General features: G+C 68.3%; 21 protein-coding genes and 1 CRISPR repeat array. Of the genes, 13 read left to right on the top strand and 8 right to left on the bottom strand.

The window, feature by feature from the left end; genetic code table 11:
• Positions 1 to 4: 4 nt before the first annotated feature.
• Entirely contained in the window at positions 5 to 841 is an 837-nt protein-coding gene (gene fabI / locus FHS48_RS08570) for an enoyl-ACP reductase FabI (protein ID WP_184263146.1), read from the bottom strand.
• Between the two features lie 142 nt (positions 842 to 983).
• On the opposite strand from fabI, the gene FHS48_RS08565 reads away from it, so the two are divergent.
• Positions 984 to 2,324 (top strand): YihY family inner membrane protein, encoded by a 1,341-nt coding sequence (locus FHS48_RS08565; protein WP_184263145.1) that lies wholly within the window; start codon positions 984 to 986, stop codon positions 2,322 to 2,324.
• Positions 2,325 to 2,331: 7 nt separating this feature from the next.
• Here FHS48_RS08565 and FHS48_RS08560 read toward each other — a convergent pair whose 3' ends face one another.
• Complete coding sequence (locus FHS48_RS08560) at positions 2,332 to 3,504, bottom strand: nucleotidyltransferase family protein (protein ID WP_184263144.1); 1,173 nt, start codon at positions 3,502 to 3,504, stop codon at positions 2,332 to 2,334.
• Positions 3,505 to 3,844: 340 nt separating this feature from the next.
• Here FHS48_RS08560 and FHS48_RS08555 point away from each other — a divergent pair, with 340 nt between their 5' ends.
• Positions 3,845 to 4,726: a DUF2189 domain-containing protein gene (locus FHS48_RS08555; protein WP_260402399.1), complete on the top strand. Its 882-nt coding sequence runs from the start codon at positions 3,845 to 3,847 to the stop codon at positions 4,724 to 4,726.
• Positions 4,727 to 4,743: 17 nt separating this feature from the next.
• Here the strand turns inward: FHS48_RS08555 and FHS48_RS08550 are convergent, their stop codons facing one another.
• Positions 4,744 to 5,121, bottom strand: coding sequence for a winged helix-turn-helix transcriptional regulator (locus tag FHS48_RS08550; protein WP_221443430.1), 378 nt, complete (start codon positions 5,119 to 5,121; stop codon positions 4,744 to 4,746).
• A gap of 209 nt (positions 5,122 to 5,330) precedes the next feature.
• Between FHS48_RS08550 and FHS48_RS08545 the strand changes: the two genes are divergently transcribed.
• Entirely contained in the window at positions 5,331 to 5,753 is a 423-nt protein-coding gene (locus FHS48_RS08545; RefSeq protein ID WP_184263143.1) for a hypothetical protein, read from the top strand.
• The gene (locus FHS48_RS08540; protein WP_184263142.1) at positions 5,753 to 6,400 is read left to right on the top strand and encodes a class I SAM-dependent methyltransferase; all 648 of its coding nucleotides are present in this window, start codon (positions 5,753 to 5,755) and stop codon (positions 6,398 to 6,400) included. Before FHS48_RS08545 ends, FHS48_RS08540 begins: the two co-directional genes overlap by 1 nt.
• A 30-nt stretch (positions 6,401 to 6,430) precedes the next feature.
• Here the strand turns inward: FHS48_RS08540 and FHS48_RS08535 are convergent, their stop codons facing one another.
• A complete protein-coding gene (locus tag FHS48_RS08535) occupies positions 6,431 to 6,865 on the bottom strand; it encodes a DUF2214 family protein (protein ID WP_184263141.1) in 435 nt (144 codons plus the stop codon).
• A 96-nt stretch (positions 6,866 to 6,961) separates the two neighbouring features.
• Between FHS48_RS08535 and FHS48_RS20425 the strand changes: the two genes are divergently transcribed.
• Complete coding sequence (locus FHS48_RS20425; protein WP_184263140.1) at positions 6,962 to 7,576, top strand: TetR/AcrR family transcriptional regulator; 615 nt, start codon at positions 6,962 to 6,964, stop codon at positions 7,574 to 7,576.
• A gap of 48 nt (positions 7,577 to 7,624) precedes the next feature.
• Here FHS48_RS20425 and FHS48_RS08525 read toward each other — a convergent pair whose 3' ends face one another.
• The 3 genes from FHS48_RS08525 to FHS48_RS08515 are packed head-to-tail and all read right to left on the bottom strand — an operon-like array spanning position 7,625 to position 10,064.
• Positions 7,625 to 7,936, bottom strand: a complete 312-nt coding sequence (locus FHS48_RS08525) for a P-II family nitrogen regulator (protein WP_184263139.1) — start codon at positions 7,934 to 7,936, stop codon at positions 7,625 to 7,627.
• Positions 7,933 to 8,919, bottom strand: a complete 987-nt coding sequence (locus tag FHS48_RS08520; protein WP_184263138.1) for a sodium-dependent bicarbonate transport family permease — start codon at positions 8,917 to 8,919, stop codon at positions 7,933 to 7,935. The genes FHS48_RS08525 and FHS48_RS08520 overlap by 4 nt, the downstream gene beginning before the upstream one ends.
• Positions 8,920 to 8,954: 35 nt before the next feature.
• A complete protein-coding gene (locus FHS48_RS08515; protein ID WP_260402398.1) occupies positions 8,955 to 10,064 on the bottom strand; it encodes an SMP-30/gluconolactonase/LRE family protein in 1,110 nt (369 codons plus the stop codon).
• Between the two features lie 264 nt (positions 10,065 to 10,328).
• Between FHS48_RS08515 and FHS48_RS08510 the strand changes: the two genes are divergently transcribed.
• From FHS48_RS08510 to FHS48_RS08485, 6 genes are all read left to right on the top strand, one after another.
• Positions 10,329 to 10,745 carry a hypothetical protein gene (locus FHS48_RS08510; protein WP_184263136.1) on the top strand — a complete coding sequence of 139 codons (417 nt, stop codon included), beginning with the start codon at positions 10,329 to 10,331 and terminating at the stop codon, positions 10,743 to 10,745.
• Positions 10,746 to 10,826: 81 nt separating this feature from the next.
• A complete protein-coding gene (locus FHS48_RS08505; RefSeq protein ID WP_221443429.1) occupies positions 10,827 to 11,960 on the top strand; it encodes an ABC transporter substrate-binding protein in 1,134 nt (377 codons plus the stop codon).
• A gap of 8 nt (positions 11,961 to 11,968) precedes the next feature.
• Complete coding sequence (locus tag FHS48_RS08500) at positions 11,969 to 13,015, top strand: FecCD family ABC transporter permease (protein WP_260402397.1); 1,047 nt, start codon at positions 11,969 to 11,971, stop codon at positions 13,013 to 13,015.
• A 4-nt stretch (positions 13,016 to 13,019) separates the two neighbouring features.
• Positions 13,020 to 13,769, top strand: a complete 750-nt coding sequence (locus tag FHS48_RS08495) for an ABC transporter ATP-binding protein (protein WP_184263134.1) — start codon at positions 13,020 to 13,022, stop codon at positions 13,767 to 13,769.
• A 229-nt stretch (positions 13,770 to 13,998) separates the two neighbouring features.
• Positions 13,999 to 14,316 (top strand): hypothetical protein, encoded by a 318-nt coding sequence (locus FHS48_RS08490; RefSeq protein ID WP_184263133.1) that lies wholly within the window; start codon positions 13,999 to 14,001, stop codon positions 14,314 to 14,316.
• An 84-nt stretch (positions 14,317 to 14,400) separates the two neighbouring features.
• A complete protein-coding gene (locus FHS48_RS08485) occupies positions 14,401 to 15,876 on the top strand; it encodes a PepSY-associated TM helix domain-containing protein (RefSeq protein WP_184263132.1) in 1,476 nt (491 codons plus the stop codon).
• Positions 15,877 to 16,206: 330 nt separating this feature from the next.
• Positions 16,207 to 16,717: direct repeats of the CRISPR family, unit length 33 nt; unit sequence GTCGCTCCCTCACGGGGGAGCGTGGATTGAAAC.
• Positions 16,718 to 16,887: 170 nt separating this feature from the next.
• Here FHS48_RS08485 and FHS48_RS08480 read toward each other — a convergent pair.
• Entirely contained in the window at positions 16,888 to 17,799 is a 912-nt protein-coding gene (locus FHS48_RS08480) for a LysR family transcriptional regulator (RefSeq protein WP_184263131.1), read from the bottom strand.
• A 134-nt stretch (positions 17,800 to 17,933) separates the two neighbouring features.
• Between FHS48_RS08480 and FHS48_RS08475 the strand changes: the two genes are divergently transcribed.
• On the top strand, positions 17,934 to 18,716 hold the full coding sequence (locus FHS48_RS08475) for a sulfite exporter TauE/SafE family protein (RefSeq protein ID WP_184263130.1): 783 nt from the start codon (positions 17,934 to 17,936) through the stop codon (positions 18,714 to 18,716).
• A 20-nt stretch (positions 18,717 to 18,736) separates the two neighbouring features.
• Positions 18,737 to 19,120, top strand: coding sequence for a VOC family protein (locus FHS48_RS08470; RefSeq protein ID WP_184263129.1), 384 nt, complete (start codon positions 18,737 to 18,739; stop codon positions 19,118 to 19,120).
• Positions 19,121 to 19,299 lie beyond the last annotated feature (179 nt).

The following is a 19,299-nucleotide window of genomic DNA, read 5'->3' as shown; positions in this document are numbered from 1 at the left end:
GGGATCAGTCCTTCTTGTAATAGGCCAGCAGGTCCGACAGCTCGCCCGCGCTGGCGGGGTTGAGCATGCCGACGGTGTGATAGCCGGAGTCGACGTGCAGCACTTCGCCGGTGACGCCGGAGCCGAGGTCGGACAGCAGATACAGGCCGCTGTTGCCGACGTCTTCGATGGTGACGTTGCGGCCCATCGGGGCGTTCAGTTCGTTCCAGCGCAGGATCAGGCGGAAATCGCCGATGCCGGAGGCGGCGAGGGTCTTGATCGGACCGGCGGAAATGGCGTTGACGCGGATGCCGTTGGGGCCGAGATCGGCGGCCAGATAGCGCACGCTGGCTTCCAGTGCCGCCTTGGCGACGCCCATCACGTTATAGTGCGGCATCACCTGTTCCGCCCCGTAGTAGGACAGGGTGACCAGCGACCCGCCTTCCTTCATCAGCGGCTGGGCGCGGCGCGCCACGTCGGTGAAGGAATACACCGACACATGCATACAGTTGAGGAAGTTGGGCAGGGTGGTGTTGTAATACGGGCCCTTCAGCTCTTCCTTGTCGGAAAAGGCGATGGCATGCACCACGAAATCAAGGCCGTCCCATTCCTTGGCGATGGCGGCAAAGCAGGCATCCATGCTGTCGGAGTCGGTGACGTCACACGACAGCACCAGCGGGCTGCCGACACTTTCGGCCAGCGGGCGGACGCGGCGTTCCAGCGCATCCCCCTGATAGGTAAAAGCGAGCTGAGCCCCTTGGGCGGCGCAGGCCTTGGCGATGCCCCAGGCGATGGAGCGGTCGTTGGCAACGCCCATAATCAGGCCTTTTTTGCCCGCCATAAGCTGGGTGGACGCGGTCATCAGGGTACCCTCTGTCTGTGTTAAATCCGTGCAGCAATGCTACAAAGAGGGCGGCATCCTACACCAGTTGCGCATTGCGTCAAAGATTCCGCAGAGAAAGGGGAAACAGTATGCCGTTACGGCCGCAAAACTGGAAACAGCCATGAGCAGTCCCGGTGAGCACACCCCCGGCGAACACACCCCCGGCGGGGTCAGGCCGTCCGGCTACCGGCTGACGGTGCGGCGGCTGACGCAGAGGGAGGCGGGGCCGCTGGCCTTTGCCCTGCATCTGGCACAGCGGGCGCGCGGCGATGCGGTGCTGCGGGCGGCGGGGGCGCTCAGTTATACCTCGCTGCTGGCGGTGGTGCCGTTCCTGACGCTGGCGCTGGCGGCGCTGGGGCTGTTTCCGGTGTTCGAGGATGCGCGCGGGGCGGTGCAGGGGTTTATTTTCGATAATTTCGTGCCGACCGTCGGCACCACGCTGCACCGCAATCTGGCCCGCTTCATCGGCGCGGCAGGGCGGCTGACGCTGGTCGGCACGCTGGGGCTGACGGTGACGGCGGTGCTGCTGCTGGTCAGCATTGAACGCACCTTCAACGTCATCTTCCGGGTGCGGCGGGCGCGGCCGCTGGTGCTGCGGATTCTGCTGTACTGGGCCTTCCTGACGGTCGGGCCGCTGCTGCTGGGGGGGATGTTCTCGCTGGCGTCGTGGGTGATGGCACTGGGGCTGCGCGATCAGGGGGTGCCGGTGCTGCTGGATCTGCTGGCGGTGATGGCACCGGGGCTGGTGACCTTCGCCGGGCTGATCGGCCTGTACTATCTGGTGCCCAACCGCCGGGTGCGGCTGTGGGATGCGTTGCTGGCGGCGGCGGTGGCGGCGGGGCTGTTCTGGCTGCTGCGCGCCGGTTTTGTCGCCTTTATCAGCAACGTCCGCACCTATGAGAGCATTTACGGCACGCTGGCGGTGGCCCCGCTGTTTCTGGTGTGGATCTACCTGTCGTGGGTGGTGGTGCTGTGCGGGGCGGAACTGGCGGCGGCGCTGCCGGAATGGCGGCTGCGCCGGATCGGCCTGACCGACCACGGCGGGCTGGGCCGTCTGGTGATGGCGCTGGATCTGCTGCGGGCGCTGGAGGAAGCCACCCCGCGCGGGGCCGGGCTGGACCGCACCGGCCTGCTGGCGGTCACCGCCCTGTCGGAGGATGCGGTGATCCTGCTGCTGCAACGGCTGTCGGCGGCGCATTTTGTGGCGCGGGCGGAAAACGGGCGCTGGGTGTCCACCCGTTCCAGCCATGATGCGACGGTGCAGGATCTGCTGCTGGCGCTGGAGATCGGGCTGCCCGATTCGGCGGTGCTGGAACAGGCGGCGCTGGAGCGGGCGGTGATGGGGCCGGCCCTGACCGATGCCCTGTCCGGCGCGGCGCGGATGCAGGCGGTCGGCCTGTCGATCCCGCTGGACCGGGTGATGTGGGACCGGCGGCCCGGCGGCGGGGCCGGGCGGCATTGAGAGGGGATTATTTCCGGGGGAGACGCCGCCGCAGGATGCGCAGACCCCGCACCACGGGATAGGCCCAGCCGAGCCACGGCGGCAACGGCAGAAAATCCCGGTCTTCCTGCGTGGTGGCCAGCAGGAACAGCAGCAGCCCGAACTTGGCGCGCCCGGTCTCGTGCAGGACGAACAGCCAGCGGATATACGGGCCAAGGCCGATGTACAGCGCCAGATCCCAGCGCCCGCCGGGCAGATCATCCAGCACCGGGGCAAGGGTCGCCGCCAGCGGCCTGACCCGTTGACGCTGGCGGTCCTCTGCCCGGACGGCGGCGGGTACTTTTGCCGCCAGCAGGCCTTCCGCCAGACTCACCGCCAGCATCACCTGCCGTTCGACCGACAGCCTGCGGGCAAAGGTCAGCACCGCCTGCCAGTCAAGGTCCGGGTCTTCCAGCGCCCAGACGATATCAACCAGCCACATCAGGCGGTTCCAGTGATGCCGTGTCCCGTGCACCGCCGCGTAGACCACCGCCTGCACCTTGTCCAGCGTCGGGACATCGGTGTTGCCGATCCGCACCTGTGTGACGTGGGACCACGGATCGAACAGGGCGATGGGAAACTGGCGGTCGTCGTACCCGAACCGCAGGTGCAGCTCAATCATCGGCCACGGGCCGCTCCGGTGCAGGGAGACCGCATGGTCGGTGGCAAAATGGGCATCCAGTCCGGCCGGAGTGACGTCGGACAGGCGGTAGTCCAGGCCTTGAAGGCAGGTCAGGGCGCGGTCGCGGTCCTGCGGATGAACCAGCAGGTCGATATCCGCCCCTTCCCGGTTCGAGAATTTGTCAAACAGAGTTGCAAAGGCGATGCCTTTGATCACCAGAAAGGGGATCCGGGCGCTGTTGAAGGCCTTGGCGACCATGGAGATGGTCAAGGCCCGCTTCAGCACGGCCATGGCGGCTCTCTTCTGGCGCTCGGAAAGGGCGGTGGTCAGCGGTTCCGGCAGGGTATCGCTCAGGGCAGAGGCGGCGGGCAGGGCCAGCGCCACCCCATGGCGCACCAGCATGGCGCTGAGGTCCGTGCTGTCCACTGTTTCCGCGTAGTGGCGGGCGGCCGCGCGGTCGCCCCGCAGCAGGGCCGCGATCAGGGTAAAGGCGGGCTGCCACTGCTGATCCAGGGTGCCGCTGAGGGTCAGTGCTGACACAGTGCAGGGCCCCTGACAGACGGCATGCTCTTTATGGTGCTGATCATGGTGGCCTTTCGCTCGTGTGGCATGGTTCCCGGCATCTCTGCTGCCACTGTTCCGGACGGACCGCCTGTGGTGGGGCCGGGCCTTAAGCCGCGCCACGGCCCATGACCGGCGCCCTCATATCATACCCGTTGCTCCATTAAAATGATTACTCTTTTCGGCTTTGGTCCCTGAGGCCGGGGGGAGGGATACCCTGCAAAGTTTAGGGGAGTCGACCGCGATGGCCCGATGCCTGCTTGCTGTACTGTAGAACGGTTCCATAATGGAGCCGGTGCCCCGGTTGGGATGACCCGCCATGACAGCTCCTGATACTGCCCCTGACACTGCCCCTGACACGCCTTCCAGTGCTGCTTCCAGTGCTGCGTCCGGTGCTGCGTCCGCCGCGGCCCGGCAGGCGGCGGATAAGCGCCGCAGCCTGAACATGTTGCCCTACGGTGACCGTGTGATGCTGATCAGCACCGCCGATGTCTGGGGCTGGCTGCGGCTGGGCTGGCGCGATTATCTGCGGCATCCGGGCCGCAGCACCGCCTATGGCGCGGTGTTTGTCGCCATCGGCTACGGGCTGGCCTTCGGGCTGAAGGCGCTGGGGATGCTGTATCTGATCACCCCGATGATCGCCGGGTTCCTGCTGGTGGCGCCGCTGCTGGCGCTGGGGTTTTACGCCCTGTCGCGCGATGCCGAGCAGGGCCGCCCACCGTCGCTGTGGCGGGCGCTGAACGCGTGGCAGGCCAACAGCTTCCATGTCATCACCGCCGGGCTGCTGCTGATGCTGTTCATGATGATCTGGGTGCGGATCGCCGCCCTGATCTTCGCGCTGTTCTTCCCCTATACCTCGCTGACGTGGCATGCCACGCTGGAGGCCCTGCTGACCCCGGACGGGCTGCTGTTTCTGGCGGTCGGCACCGGGGTCGGCGGGGTGATGGCGGTGATCGGCTTCACCTTCTCCGCCTTCAGCCTGCCGCTGCTGCTGGATCGCAAGGTGGATGCCTTTGCCGCCGGATACCTCAGCGGGCTGGCGGTGCTGGCCAATCCGGGGCCGATGCTGCTGTGGGCGGCGATCATCACCGCCCTGACGGTGCTGGGCCTGCTGACCGGCTTTCTGGGCCTGATGGTGACGCTGCCGCTGCTGGGGCATGCCACATGGTATGCCTACCGCCGGATCCTCCGCTGGGACTGACGGATCAGATCAGAACGTCAGGACGGATCCTGAAGTCTGTTCCCGAACACCGCCATCGCCTCCACCACCGGGCGGACCTGTTCCCCCAGCGGGGTCAGGCTGTAATCGGTGCGGGGCGGGACCGTCGGAGTGGTGGTCTTGTGGATGATCCCTTCCTGCTCCAGCAGGCGCAGCCGCTGCGACAGCACCTTCGGGCTGATCCCGGACAGGGAGTGCAACAGCTCGGAGTACCGGCGGGTGCCGCCCAGCAGATCGCGCAGGATGCGGGTGGTCCAGCGGCCATCGAGAATGCGGGCAGCCCGTGCCACCGGACAGTCCGGCTGGCAGGGGCCGACGGCAGCAGGCAGAACGTCGGAGGAGGAGGAGGGCGTGGGGGCGGCTGACTCGGGCGGCATTGTGGCCTCCGGCGGGGCGGACCACTTTTCTGGGGAAAAGTAGTGATTTTTCCAATAGTTACCAAAAAGTAACTCCTTCCCGCCGCAAAGTCAAAAGTCTACAGTTCCGGCACTGGCAGCGTCGGGGGGGCATCGGGCCCGTTGGCCGGGGCTGTAAGGGGATACACCACATCATGACACCACGTTTGAACCGGATGCCGGGCGCATCCGTGACCGTGCCCGTGCGCCCGTTGCGCCGGGCCCGGGTGCTGACCGTCACCCTGTGGGGGATTGCCGCCGTGCAGGCGGTGCTGGGGCTGGGGTTTCTGATCGCCCCGGCGCAGACAGCGGCGGTGCTGGGGTTTTCTCCGGCCCCCGGCTGGGCAGATTGGCTGTTTGGCATGATGGCGGCGCGGTTTCTGGCCTTCGCCTATGGCATGGGGCTGGCGGCCCGCAATCCGGCGGCGGCGCGGCCGTGGATCGGGGCGATGGTGGTGATTCAGGCACTGGACTGGCTGGTCACCCTGCGCTTCCTGCTGGCCGGGGCGGTGACGCTGGCGCAGGTCAGCACCGCGTCGTTCCTGCCGGTGATCTTTGTGGTGGTCCTGCTGCTGTGCTGGCCGCAGGCGGATGACAGCAAGGCCGGGGCCTGATGGGCTGGCTGGCGGCGGCGCTGTTCCGGCGGGTGCAGGCGGCGGGGTTTTACGAAGACCTGCACCGCCGGGCAGTGGCGCTGCTGCCGCCGGGGGCCGACGGGGCGGCGTGGCTGGATGTCGGCTGTGGCCCCGGGCTGCTGGCGCGGCTGGCGGTGGTCCGGGGCTACACCGTCACCGCCGTTGACCGCGATCCGGCGATGATCGCGGCGGCGGCCCTGCACCCGGCCAATGATGCGCTGATCCGGCTGCGGCGGCTGCGGTTCCGCACCGCAGCGCTGGAGGATCTGACCGGGTGGGATCCGGTATCGGTGGTGTCGGCGGGGTCTCTGCTGGCGGTGGTGCCGGACCGGGCGGCGGCGTTGCGGCAGCTGCTGGCCCGGCTGGCTCCGGGCGGGCAGCTGCTGCTGGTGGAGCCATCGGCCCGGATGACCCTGCGCCACGCCCTGCGCTGGCTGGTGCAGTCCGGAGGGGGAGCCGGAGGGGGCGGGTGGCTGCTGCTGTGGGCGGCCACCCGGACCCCGGCGCGGGTGGTGGACCGTGCGGGACTGGACCGGATCCTGTCCGCCATGGCCGGGACGTGGCGGCTGGAGGCGGTGCCGCTGCTCGACGGCATGGTGACGGCGTGGGTTATTTCTGCCGCCTGAGCGGGCGGGACTCTTTGGTCCCTTACAGGGTCAGCCGGAGCGGGCAAGGGCCGCCGCCAGGATGGGCAGCAGCGGCAGCAGCGCCAGTTCCGCCATGACGCAGCGGCGGACGCTGGCGGCCTGTTCCGGCGGTATGGCCTGTGGCTGGCGGGCCCAGCGGCGGAAGCGCAGGGTCGGGAATACCGACAGCAGGCCGACGGCGGCAAATACCGCCAGCTTGGCCCAGAACAGCGGGCTGGCGGCGTAAAAGGCGGCCCCCTTGGCAGTGCCATCCCACATCACCCGGCAGCCACCCAGCCCCAGCACCGCCGCTGCCGCCACGCCATACACAAGGTCGGTGCGGGCCAGCAGGCGCAGGGTGTCCGGCCGCAGCGGCAGGCGCAGCAGCAACGCCTGAGCGCCGAGGGCAGCGACAAGGGTGAAGGCGGCAAGGTGATGACCGGCGGCCAGCAGCAGGTCTTTCATGGCGGTTTCTCCGGCAGGCGGGGCTTGCGGCGGCGGGCGGAACCCGATATGTGAACGATGATTACATATCGGCTCTAATGAGAACGGTGTCAACATATGACGCAGGATATGACGCGGGAAACCTATCATCACGGTGACCTGAAAGGGGCGCTGCTGCGCGACGGGCTGGCGATGGTGGCCGCCGGACGGCTGGAGGCGGTCAGCCTGCGGGAACTGGCGCGGGGGCTGGGGGTCAGCGCCAGTGCGGTGTACCGCCATTATCCGGATAAGCAGGCTCTGGTGGCGGCGATTGCGGCGGAGGGGTTCCGGCAGTTTGCCGCCACCCTGACAGGGGCGGTGGGGACAGTTACGGTGGGGGCGGCGGATCCGGCCGGGCCGCAGCGGCTGGCGGCGGCGGGGCGGGCCTATCTGGCCTTTGCCGGAGCCAACACCGGTCTGTTCCGGCTGATGTTCGGCAGCGGCGGGCCGGGGCGGGTGGCGGTGGAGGCCGCCGATGCCAGCAACCCGGCCGGGCAGGCTTTCGGGCTGCTGATGCAGTGCCTTGAGACCGCACCGCTGGCCCCGGAGGAAACCCTGCGGCAGGCGGCGGCGGAGGCATGGGCGCTGGTGCACGGGCTGGCCTGCCTGCATCTGGATGGCCTGTTGCCGCCTGAGGCCGGGGCGGCGGCCCTGACCGCCTACAGCCAGCGCCGCTTCAGCGCGGGGGCGTAGGGCGCGCCGCGGCGGATTTCAGAACTCCGGTCTTCAGAACTCCGGTTTTCAGAACTTTTGGGCGCGCACCACCTCGACGGTGCTGATCAGCAGCAGCAGGCCGTGGCTTTCCAGCAGCGGGGTCAGGGCATCGGTCAGGGCGGCGGCTTTCTCTTCGGTGGTGACGGTGGTGAAAATCACTTTGGAATCAGCGCCGGTCACCTGATCGTCGCTCCATTCCCCGCCATGCCCGGCCCCGCCGAGGGTCGGCACCAGCGTATAGGCGGTGACGCCAACCCCGGCGGCGGTGGCGGCAATGCGCGGCACCAGCGGGGAGTCCACCAGAATTTCGACTTTGCGGCGAAGGGTCGTGGTCGTCATGCGGGCACCATCCAGACGGCGAGGGAAATATACAGCGGCAGGCCAAACGTGATGTTAAACGGGAAAGTCACCGCCAGCGACATGGCCAGATACAGGCCGGGGTCAGCCTGTGGCAGCGCCAGACGCAGCGCCGCCGGAACCGCGATATAGGAGGCACTGGCGGCCAGCATCCCCAGCGCCGCCGCCGATCCGGGGGACAGGCCGGTCAGGGCCGCCAGCCCCACCCCCAGCGCCCCGTTGATCACCGGCATGGCAATGCCCAGCAGGGCCAGCCGCAGGGTCAGGGACCGGGCCTGCCGCAGGCGGCGGGCGGCCACCAGCCCCATATCCAGCAGAAACAGGCACAGTACCCCCCGGAAGCCGGTTTCAAATACCGGGGCGATGGTGGCAAAGCCGGGCTTGCCGATCACCAGCCCGATCACAAAACTGCCGGCCAGCAGCACCACCGATCCGTTCAGCAGGGTTTCATGCAGCAGGGATCCGGTGGACTGGCCGCCCGCCCCGGCCCCGGCTCCGGCATCATCGCCCCGGCCCCGGGCCAGCAGCAGGCCGACGATGATCGCCGGAAGCTCCATCAGCGCCAGCACCGCCACCATATAGCCCGCCGGGGGCATGCCGCCGGTGGTCAACACCTCCACCCCGGTGACAAAGGTCACCACCGACACCGAGCCGTAATGCGCCGCCACCGCCCCGGCGTTCAGGCGGTCCAGCCGCCCGAAGGAGCGCAGCAGCGCAAAGGCCAGCACTGGCAGCAGGACCGACAGCGTCAGCCCGGCCAGCGCCGCCAGCGCCATATCGGTGGTAAAGCCGCTGACCGCCACCTCGACGCCGCCCTTCAGGCCGATGGCGGCCATCAGATACAGCGAAATGCCCTTGGCCACCGCCTCCGGCACCGTCAGGTCAGACCGGGCAAAGGCGGCAACGGCCCCCAGCAGGAAGAACAGGATCACGGGGGACAGCAGGGCGGCAGGGCTGGCGATCATCGGCGGTCACCGCTGGCAGAGGAAGGGGAGGGGGATTAAGGCGCAGGCCGCCAGCCGACAAAGTCAGCGGTCAGGCTTTGCAGATACAGCCGGTCGCCGCTTTCGGTGACGCCGCTGGTGTCCGGGGTCGCTCCGGCGGGGTCCTGAAGGTCCGCCGTCACCCGGCCATCGGGATCAAAGGCGAAGACATGGCCATAGGGGCGCGGCACCGGCCACAGGCTGCGCGGCAGGCGCAGGATCACCGCCCGCAGTTCCGGCAGGGCAGACAGATGGTCGATCACCGGGCTGCGGGCCTTGGTCAGGCCGACCCAGGTCCGCCCGTCGCGGCCGCGCATCAGGTTGTCGGGGTAGCCGGGCAGGTCCTCCAGCAGCACCCGTGCCGAGGCATCCCCCTCCGGCGGCAGGGTGGAAACATCCACTGCCTGCGCCTTCGGGTCGATTGACCAGATGCGGTACCGCCCGGTTTCCGCCACCAGCAGACGGGTGCCGTCCGCCGACAGGGCGATGCCGTTGGCGAAGCTTAAGCCCCGCGCCACCACCCGCACCCGGCCATCTGCCGGGGAATAGGCCAGCACCCGCCCGGTGGCCGACTGTTCCAGAATATCCAGCAGGCTGGCGTTGAAGGTGCCGCCCCAGCGCGCCGGGTCAAACCGGGTGGAGGAGGCGGTGAAGTACACCGTCCCCTCGGCGGCGATGATAACGCTGTTGGGATAGATCAGCGGGTCACCGGGGCCGATCTGGGTCAGCAGCGGGGACACCACGCCGTCCGGGCTGATGGCGACCAGCCCGCGCAGGGCATCGGCGGCGATGATCCGCCCGGTCTGGTCAAAGGCAAAGCCCAGCACCCGGCCACCGGTGACCGCCACTTCCTGCGGCAGGCCGCCCGCCGGATCCAGCCGCAGGATCCGCCCGTCATGGACGGCGGCATAGGGCAGGCCATCCGGGCCGATGGCAATGTGTTCCGGCCCGTCCGCCCCGCCAAGGCCGATGCGGTGCACCCCGGCCAGACCGGTGTTGGCGGCATGGGGGCCGCTATATCCGGCATCCACCGGGGCCTGCCACGCCCGGGGCGTGATCGGCACCGGCCACAGCAGCAGATAGGCCGCCCCGGCCCCCAGCACGGCCAGAACCAGCAGTGTCAGCATCCGTCCCGGCCCCCTGCGGCGGGAGGAGCCATACCGTCTGAATCTGCGGGAACGTGAAGCCATGGGTCTGTAATCCGGTCCGGTGACTAGAGAGGGCGAAAAAGACAGGCGAAGGAAACCTCTGGCAGGATGGGGGACTGTCGGCGGGAGTCAAGTCCGGGTGGGGCAGGAATAATATATAGTGAAAATTTAATATAAATTCCCCTGCGCTGCGACGGGGGAAAGGGGCGTGACAGCCCGGCGCGGTTATGGCACAGCAGGGGGATGACCGCATCCGCCCCCCTTTCTGCCCGCAGCCTGCCCCGGCATGGCCTGCCACAGGGCAGCCTGACAGCGCAGTGGACCGTTTTGATAACGGTCTGCGTGCTGCTGTTTCAGGCGTTGCTGGGCGGGCCGCTGCTGCCGCAGGGCATCGGGCTGGGCGAGGATGCCCTGATCCTGTGTACCGATGCCGGGATGACCGCTGGCCCTGAGTCCGGCGGCGGAGTGACCCGGCATGACTGCGGCGTGGTCTGCCAGACCGCCTGTGCCGCCGGGCCGCTGCTGCTGCGGGTGGCGGTGCTGCTGCCCCTGCCGGGGACCCCGGTGGTGGCGCGGCTGTGGGACAGTGCGGTCAGCACCCCGGCCCCGTCCGGGCCGCCGCTGCGGCTGTCGGCGCGGGGGCCACCCCTGTTTTCGTGATGACTGTGTGATCCGTCCGCCGTTCTGCCGGGGTGTCTCCGGCGGCGGACCCCATCCCTGTTTTCACGGAGCATTTCCGTCATGAGCATGTTTTCTGCCGCTCTGCGTGCTTCCGCCCGCCTGCTGGCCGGGGCCTTCCTGTTCGGTGCGGCCCTGACCGGCCCCGCCCTTGCTGACATCACCGTCACCGATGTGAAAGGGCGCACCGTCACCGTGCCGAAGGTGCCGGAGCGGGTGGCGCTGGGCTTTTATTACGAGGATTATCTGGCGGTCGGCGGCCCCGGTGCCATGGACAAGGTGGTGGCGCTGGCCCTGCCGACCTGGAAAGACTGGCGGCCCCGGCAGTTTGAGGCCTACGCCAAGGTTTTCCCGAAGCTGACCACCCTGCCGGATATCGGCAATACCGAGGACAACACTTTCTCGGTGGAGAAGGTGATTGCCGCCAGTCCGGATCTGCTGATCCTGGGGGCGTGGAACTATGACGCGCTGGGAGAAGGCGTGAAGCTGATCGAGGCGGCGGGGATTCCGGTGGTGGTGCTGGATTACAACGCCCAGACCATCGAGAAGCATGTCACCTCCACGCTGGCGCTGGGCAAGCTGCTGGGCACCGAGGACCGGGCGCAGGCGCTGGCGGAAAACTATAAGAACGCCTTCCGGGATATCGAGGCCCGCATCGCCAAGGCCGGACCGACCACCAAAAAGGTCTATGTCGAACTGGCGCAGAAGGGGCCGTCGCAGGTCGGTAATTCCTACGGCACCACCATGTGGGGGGCGCTGATCGAGCAGCTTGGCGGGCAGAACATCGCCAAGGGACAGATCGGCAACTGGGGGCCGCTCAGCCCGGAATACGTGCTGGCGCAGCAGCCGGACCTGATCTTCCTGTGCGGGTCGGAATGGCTGAACAAGCCGGAAGCGGTGACGGTCGGCTTCGGCGCTGATCCGGCGGTGGCCCGCGAGCGGATGGCGGCGTACCTGAAGCGCCCGGGCTGGTCGGATCTTCCGGCGGTCAAAAATGCCGGGGTCCATGCCCTGTACCATGGCGGGGCGCGCACCCTGTCTGACTTCGTTTATGCCCAGTACATCGCCAAGCAGCTGTATCCCGAGGCGTTCAGCGATGTCGATCCGGACCGCAACATCCGCGATTACTACGCCAAATGGCTGCCGGTGGCGGCAGACGGTGTGTTCGTCCTGCCGTACAGCCCCGCTGCCCGATGACGGGTGTGATGTCTGCGGAAACGATGCGCGGTGCCTACCGCCGCGCATCGGCCCGGCGGGTGGCGATGATTGTCGCCGCCGTGCTGGTGCTGGCCCTGCTGATGATGCTGGACCTGACCACCGGGCCATCGGGGATGCCGCTGCCGGTGGTGCTGAAAGGGCTGGCCGATGGCCCGCACGGGGCCAGCCGGGGGGTTGCCACAATCCTGTGGGATCTGCGGATGCCGCAGACCCTGATGGGGGCGCTGGTCGGGGCCTGTCTGGGGCTGGCCGGATTGCAGATGCAAACCATCCTCGGCAACCCGCTGGCCAGCCCGTTCACGCTGGGCTTTTCCGCCGCCGCCGGGTTTGGCGCGGCGCTGGCGATCATGTTCGGCGGTCTGGTGCCGCTGCCGTCCTATCTGGTGATTCCGGCCTCGGCGTTTGCGATGACGCTGGTGGCCTGCGGGCTGGTCTATCTGGTGGCCCGGCTGCGCAGCGCCTCGCCGGAAATTCTGGTGCTGGGCGGTATCGCCGTTCTGTTCTTCTTCCAGTCGGTGCAGTCGCTGTTACAGTTTCTGGCCTCGCCGGAGGTGTTGCAGCAGATCGTGTTCTGGCTGTTCGGCAGCCTGCTGAAAGCCACCTGGACCAGCGTGACCGTCTGCGCGGTGATTCTGGCGGGCAGCCTGCCCTTTGTGCTGCGCGATATCTGGGCGCTGACCACGCTGCGGCTGGGCGATGCCGGGGCGCTGAGCCTCGGGGTGCCGGTCGAGGCGGTGCGGCGGCGGACCTTTCTGCTGGTGGCGGTGCTGACGGCGGGGGCGGTGTCGTTTGTCGGCACCATCGGCTTTATCGGGCTGATCGCGCCCCATGCCGCCCGCACGCTGGTGGGGGAAGATCACCGCTTTGCCCTGCCGCTGGCGGCGGTCACCGGGGCGGTGATCCTGATCGGGGCATCGGTGTTCGGCAAGCTGATCTCCCCCGGTGCGGTGATCCCGGTCGGCATCATCACGGCGGTGGCCGGGGTGCCGATCCTGTTTGCCATCATCACCCGGCGTGGCCGGAAGGGGGGCTGACCGCATGACCCTTGATCTGACATCCGTCGGCGTCCGCCGGGGGCGGACCACCATTCTGGACACCGTGGGCTGTACGTTGCAGCCCGGCCAGATCGTCGGCCTGATCGGCCCCAACGGCACCGGAAAATCCACCCTGATCAACGCCATTGCCACCCTGCTGCCGTTCTCGGGCACCATCCGCTGGCACGGCAGGCCGGTGGAGCTGGGGAAAATCGGCTATATGCCGCAGCACGCGCTGGTACAGGCCGACCTGACCGTGACCGAGACGGTGCTGCTGGGCCGTCATGAACGGCTGGGCTGGCAGGTAAAGGCCACCGATCTGGACGCGGCGATCCACGCGCTGGAGGAGTTCGGGATTGCCGGGCTGCACGACCGCAGCATGAACATCCTGTCCGGCGGGCAGCAGCAGCTGGTGCTGCTGGCGCAGCGCCTGTTGCGTCAGCCGGATCTGCTGCTGCTGGACGAGGCCACCAGCGCGCTGGACATCCGCCACCAGATGCAGGTGTTCGACCGGCTGCGGGCCTATGTGCAGCGGACCGGGGCGCTGGTCGTGATTGCCATCCACGACCTGAACCTTGCCGCCCGCCACACCGACCGCATCCTGCTGCTGCATCAGGGCCGGGTGGCCGGGGATGGACCGTTCGAGACGGTGATCAGCCCCGATGCCCTGCGCCGGGTCTATGGGATTGAGGCGGAAATTCTGGTCTCCCCCTCCGGGCACCGGGCGATCCTGCCGCTGGGGGCCCATGGCTGATGGCTGGGGTATGATAGTACATCTTGTTTATGTCCTTATCATGTAAGGGGAAAGCCTCTTTTCCGGCCGTAAAAAGGGGCGTGACAGCGCGGTGCGGTTATGGCACAGCAGGGGAATGACCACACCCGCAGCCCCCCTATTCCGCAGAGCGCCCGCTGGCCCTCTGGCCCGGAACAGACTGCCGCCCGGCAGCCTGACAGCGCAGTGGACCGTTCTGATAACGGTCTGCGTGCTGCTGCTTCAGGCGTTTCTGGGCGGGCCGGTGCTGCCGCAGGGCATCGGGCTGGGCAGTGATGCCCTGATCCTGTGTACCGATGCCGGGATGGTCTCTGGCCCTGAGTCCGGGGGCGGAGTGACCCGGCATGACTGCGGCGTGGTGTGCCAGACCGCCTGTGCCGCCGCGCCGCTGCTGCTGCGGGCAACGGTGCTGCTGCCGCTGCCGGGGACCCCGGTGGTGGCGCGGCTGTGGGACAGTGCGGTCAGTACCCCGGTCCCGTCCGGGCCGCCGCTGCGCCTGTCGGCCCGGGGGCCACCCCTGTTTTCGTGATGACTGTGTGATCCGTCCGCCGTCCTGCCGGGGTTTCTCCGGCGGGGGCGGACCCCATCCCTGTTTTCACGGAGCCTTTCCGTCATGACCACCACAGCTCCCTCCGGCGTGCCGCCGGTTGGCACCCCCGCTGCTGCGCCTTCCGCCGGCCTGCGCCGCGAGATTCTGGATTTTATCCTGCGGCTGCATTTTTACGTCGGCCTGTTCGTCGGCCCGTTCATCCTGATCGCCGCCGTCACCGGCGTTCTCTACGTCCTGACCCCGCAGATTGAGAACGCGCTTTTCCGCGATGCGTTGACCACCCCCAGCACCGGCCCGGCCCGCAGTCTGGGCGATCAGGTGGATGCCGCCCGCGCCTATCTGAAGGATGGCCGCCCGGTGTTTGCCGTGCGTCCGGCCACCGCGCCGGGCCGCACCACCCGCGTGATGTTCACCGACCCCAAGCTGGGCGAGTCCGAAACGCAGGCGGTTTTCGTCGATCCGGTGACGCTGGAAATCCGGGGTGACCTGACGGTCTATGGCACCTCCGGGGTGCTGCCGCTGCGGCTGGCGATCGACAAGTTCCACCGCAATCTGATGCTGGGCGATCTGGGGCGGAATTACAGCGAACTGGCGGCGTCGTGGCTGTGGCTGGCGACGCTGGGCGGGGTGGTGCTGTGGCTGTCGCGCCGCAAGGGCGATGCCGCCGCCGTGGCCTCCGGTGCCCGGATCACGCCGGTGGCGCGCACCCGCCGCCTGCACAGCACCACCGGCCTGTGGGTGGCGCTGGGGCTGGCGTTCCTGTCGATCACCGGCCTGACGTGGTCGAAGTACGCCGGGGATAACATTGATGCCCTGCGGATGTCGCTGGGCTGGGTGACGCCGTCCGTCTCGCTGAAGATTGATCCGGCGGCCCCGGCCGCTCCGGCGGTCTCGGCGGACCATGCCGACCACGCCCAGCATATGGCCGCCGCTGCCGTCGCCAATGCTCCCGCCGGGGCCGTGCCCGATCCGGCGGCGCTGATCGACGCGGTCTACGCCACCGCCATCAAGGGCGGCATCGACAGCCCGCTGATGGAAATCCGCCCGTCCAAGGTGCCGGAAAAGGCATGGATGGTGCGGGAATACGACCGCTCCACCCCGACGCAGGTCGATACCATCGCCATTGATCCGCGCACGATGACTATCACCAGCCGCGCCGATTTCGATACCTTTACGATCATCCCCAAGCTGATCCGCTGGGGCATCGACATCCACATGGGCATCAAGTTCGGCCTGATCAACCAGATCGTGATGGTGGCGCTGGGCTCGGCGCTCTGTATGTCCATCGTCTATGGCTACAGCCTGTGGTGGAAGCGCCGCCCGGCCCCCGGCACCCCGGCCCGCACCGTGGTGAAGGCATGGCAGGCCCTGTCCCCGCTGTGGAAAGTCGGCAGCGTGCTGGTCGCCGCCGGTCTCGGGTACGCCCTGCCGGTGATGGGGGTCAGCCTGCTGGCCTTCCTGCTGGTCGATGTCGTCCGCTGGCAGATCGCCAGCCGCGCCCGCGCCCGCCGCGCCGAAGCCCGCGCGGCGGCGGAGTAAGGCCGGGGACGGGGCAGGGGACCGTCCTTTGGACGGTGGGACCCAAGCCTTTTTCGGGAAAAAGGCTTGACCCAAAAAGCCTGCTGATCTGAGTCTGGTTACAGATCCCCCGGATCCGGCCTGCTGTGCCGGGCCGGGGGATTTCTGTTTCCACCGCGAACCGCAAGCGGGTGCTGCGACTCCGGGGGGTTCGCGGTGACGGAAGAGGTTGAATTTGCAGGATAAATAGTTCCGACTGTGGAACGATGACGCGGAATGTCAGGAGGGATTTGCCGGTTCGCGGTAGAGGGTGTATTTTGGCTTGTGGGTCAAGGCTGTGCCCGGTACCCGGTCGCTCCCTCACGGGGGAGCGTGGATTGAAACCTCGAACCGCCGTGCCACCGCGTGCCAACGCTTGAGTCGCTCCCTCACGGGGGAGCGTGGATTGAAACACGGCCACCGTCGAGGAGTGTGACACCGGGGCCGGTCGCTCCCTCACGGGGGAGCGTGGATTGAAACGCCGGCCTGTACCATGAGCTGGGTGGCAATCTCGCTGGTCGCTCCCTCACGGGGGAGCGTGGATTGAAACTTCCCCGCCGCCGTTGCCAGCGGTCTCGTCGCGCGTCGCTCCCTCACGGGGGAGCGTGGATTGAAACATTTCCCCAACTCTTCAACAAGGAAGCTCATCGCCGGTCGCTCCCTCACGGGGGAGCGTGGATTGAAACCGGGCGGCGGCGCGCCGGAGGATCCCACCGCAGGCGTCGCTCCCTCACGGGGGAGCGTGGATTGAAACTGCGGTCCCCGGTGCCGTTTGGCGAGGACCCGGCCCGTCGCTCCCTCACGGGGGAGCGTGGATTGAAACAGCCGGCATGAGGGGCACGGCAACCGCGCCCCGGCCCCCCTCGACGGGGTCCGGGAGGCCGCGCCTCCCGGCGGGGGCGGGCAGCGCCCGCATCATCCAGCGCCCGCCATCATCCAGCGCCGTCATCCTGCCGCCCGCATCCTTCCGCATCCCGCATCCCCCGCTACCCTCTACCAGTATTCCTCCGACCGGCGGTGATCGGCGAAGCGGTCGGTGAGGAAGTCGAGGAAGGCGGTGACTTTGGCCGAGGTCTGAAGGCGCGGCAGGGTCTGGGCGTAGATGTCGGTATCGACGCCGCACCAGTCCGGCAGCACCCGCACCAGCCGCCCGGCGCGCAGGTCGCGGGCGATATCCCACTGGGAGCGCAGGATGATTCCGTGTCCGGCAAGTGCCCAGTCCACCGCCACTTCGCCGTGGTTGCTGGCCAGCGCACCGCTGACCTTGACGGTGACGCGGCGGTCACCGCAGACCAGCGGCCAGCTGTTGTAGGCCCCGAAGTATTCGCGGATGACGATGCACTGGTGGTGTTGCAGGTCGTGCGGGGTCTGCGGGGCCGGGTGGCGGGCGAGGTAGTCCGGCGCGGCGGCGAGGAAGCGGTGGTTGGTGGCGATTTTGCGGCTGATCAGGCCGGTATCGCTGCCCAGCCCGATGCGGGTACACAGGTCGAAGCCTTCGGCGGCCAGATCCATCGGCCGGTCGCTGAGGTGGAGGATGGCCTCAACTTCCGGATAGCGGCGGGTGAAGTCGCTGACGGCGGGGCCAAGGTGGCGGCGGCCGAAGCCGATGCCGGTGTTGATGCGCAGCAGGCCGCGCGGGGTGTCGCGGGCGGCGGTCAGGCTGCGTTCCAGCGCCTCGAGGTCGGCCAGAATGCGGCGGCCTTCGTTCAGGTAGCGCTCCCCTTCGGCGGTCAGGCTCTGGCGGCGGGTGGTGCGGTTGAGCAGGCGCACCCCCAGCCGGGATTCCAGCGCACTCAGGCGGCGGCTGACGGCGGGGGCGGTGATGCCAAGGTCCTGCGCGGCGGCGGCCAGTGTGCCGTGGCGGGCGAGGGTGGCGAAAAAGGCGAGATCGGAGGGGACATCCATCTGTTCATTCTTACCTTAAACGCACGGCTGACGGAAGATCTGCCCCATTTATGCGCCGTTCAGGCATGAATAAGGTGGGGGAAACCGGGCTCCCCCCCCGATCCCTTATTCTGAACAACGGCGGTTCTGTCCTGATGGATCCTGTGATTTCCCTTTTGCTTCCCTTTCTGGCGGCGCTGGGCATCGGCGCGGTGCTGGGCTTTTTCGGCGGGCTGTTCGGCATCGGCGGCGGCATCATTGCCATTCCGGTGCTGGTGCTGGGCTTTGGCATGGACCAGACGCTGGCGCAGGGCACGGCACTGGCGATGATGGTACCCAATCTGGTGATGGCGTGGTGGCGGTACTGGCGGCGCGGCCCCGGCGGGCTGGGCCGGGGCACGCTGCGGGTGGCGCTGGCGGGCACGCTGACCACCTATGGCGCGGCGCAGGTGGCGCAGGGGATCAACCCGCAGGTGCTGCAACTGGTGTTTGCCGGGTTTCTGGTGGTGGTCGGGCTTGGCCAGTGGCGCAGGCAGGGGGCAGAGGCCGCGGCGGGCGCGCCGCCGTCTTCCCGGCAGAGGTTGATGCCGCTGGTCGGGGTCGCCGGGGGCGGCTGCATGGGGCTGCTGGGGGTCGGCGGCGGGCTGGTGGCGACGCCGCTGCTGACCGGGCTGTTCGGGCTGGGGCAGCGGGCGGCGCAGGGGGTGGCGCTGGCGATGGTGTCGCCCAGTTCGGCGGCGGCCCTGCTGAGTTACGCCCGGGCGCAGCGGGTGGACTGGCCGCTGGGGGCGGCGCTGGCGGTCGGCGGGGTGCTGACCGTTTCCGCCGGGGTGGCGCTGGCCCATGCCCTGCCGGAACGGCGGCTGAGGGCGCTGTTCGGCCTGATGCTGATCGGCACCGCCGGGCTGCTGGCGCTGGAAAAAACCGGATTGCTGTAACGGATTTCAGGAGATCGACGATGAAAATCCTGTGGCTGGATCATCTGGTGCTGACGGTGGCCAGTATCGAGGCCACCGCCGCCTTCTATCAGCGGGTGCTGGGGATGGATGTGGTGACCTTCGGGGCCGGGCGCACCGCCCTGACCTTCGGCCCCCAGAAGATCAACCTGCATCAGGCCGGCAAGGAGTTTGAGCCGAAGGCGGCCCGCCCGACCCCGGGATCCGCCGACCTGTGCCTGATTGCCGAGGGCGGGACGGAAGCGGTGATCGCCCACCTGACGGCGGAAGGGGTGACGGTGGAGGAGGGGCCGGTGATGCGCACCGGGGCCACCGGGCCGATCCGGTCGGTGTATTTCCGCGACCCCGACGGCAACCTGATTGAGGTGTCGGAATACATGGAGTGACCGTCCGCCGCTGCCCCCGCCCGTCCGCCCCGTCATTCCCGCTTTTGATGCAGTGCGAAACCGGGTAAGCTCTCCCCATCGTGGGGTTGTATCTGTACCCACGGTACCGGGGGTAGTCCAACAGGGTAGGGATCTGGGGATGGGGCAGGCAGGGCGGTTCCGGCTGCGCTTTCAGGTCA

Source organism: Novispirillum itersonii (genome assembly GCF_014205675.1).
GTDB lineage: Bacteria > Pseudomonadota > Alphaproteobacteria > Rhodospirillales > Rhodospirillaceae > Novispirillum > Novispirillum itersonii_A.
This window is presented reverse-complemented; position numbering and strand designations above follow the sequence as displayed.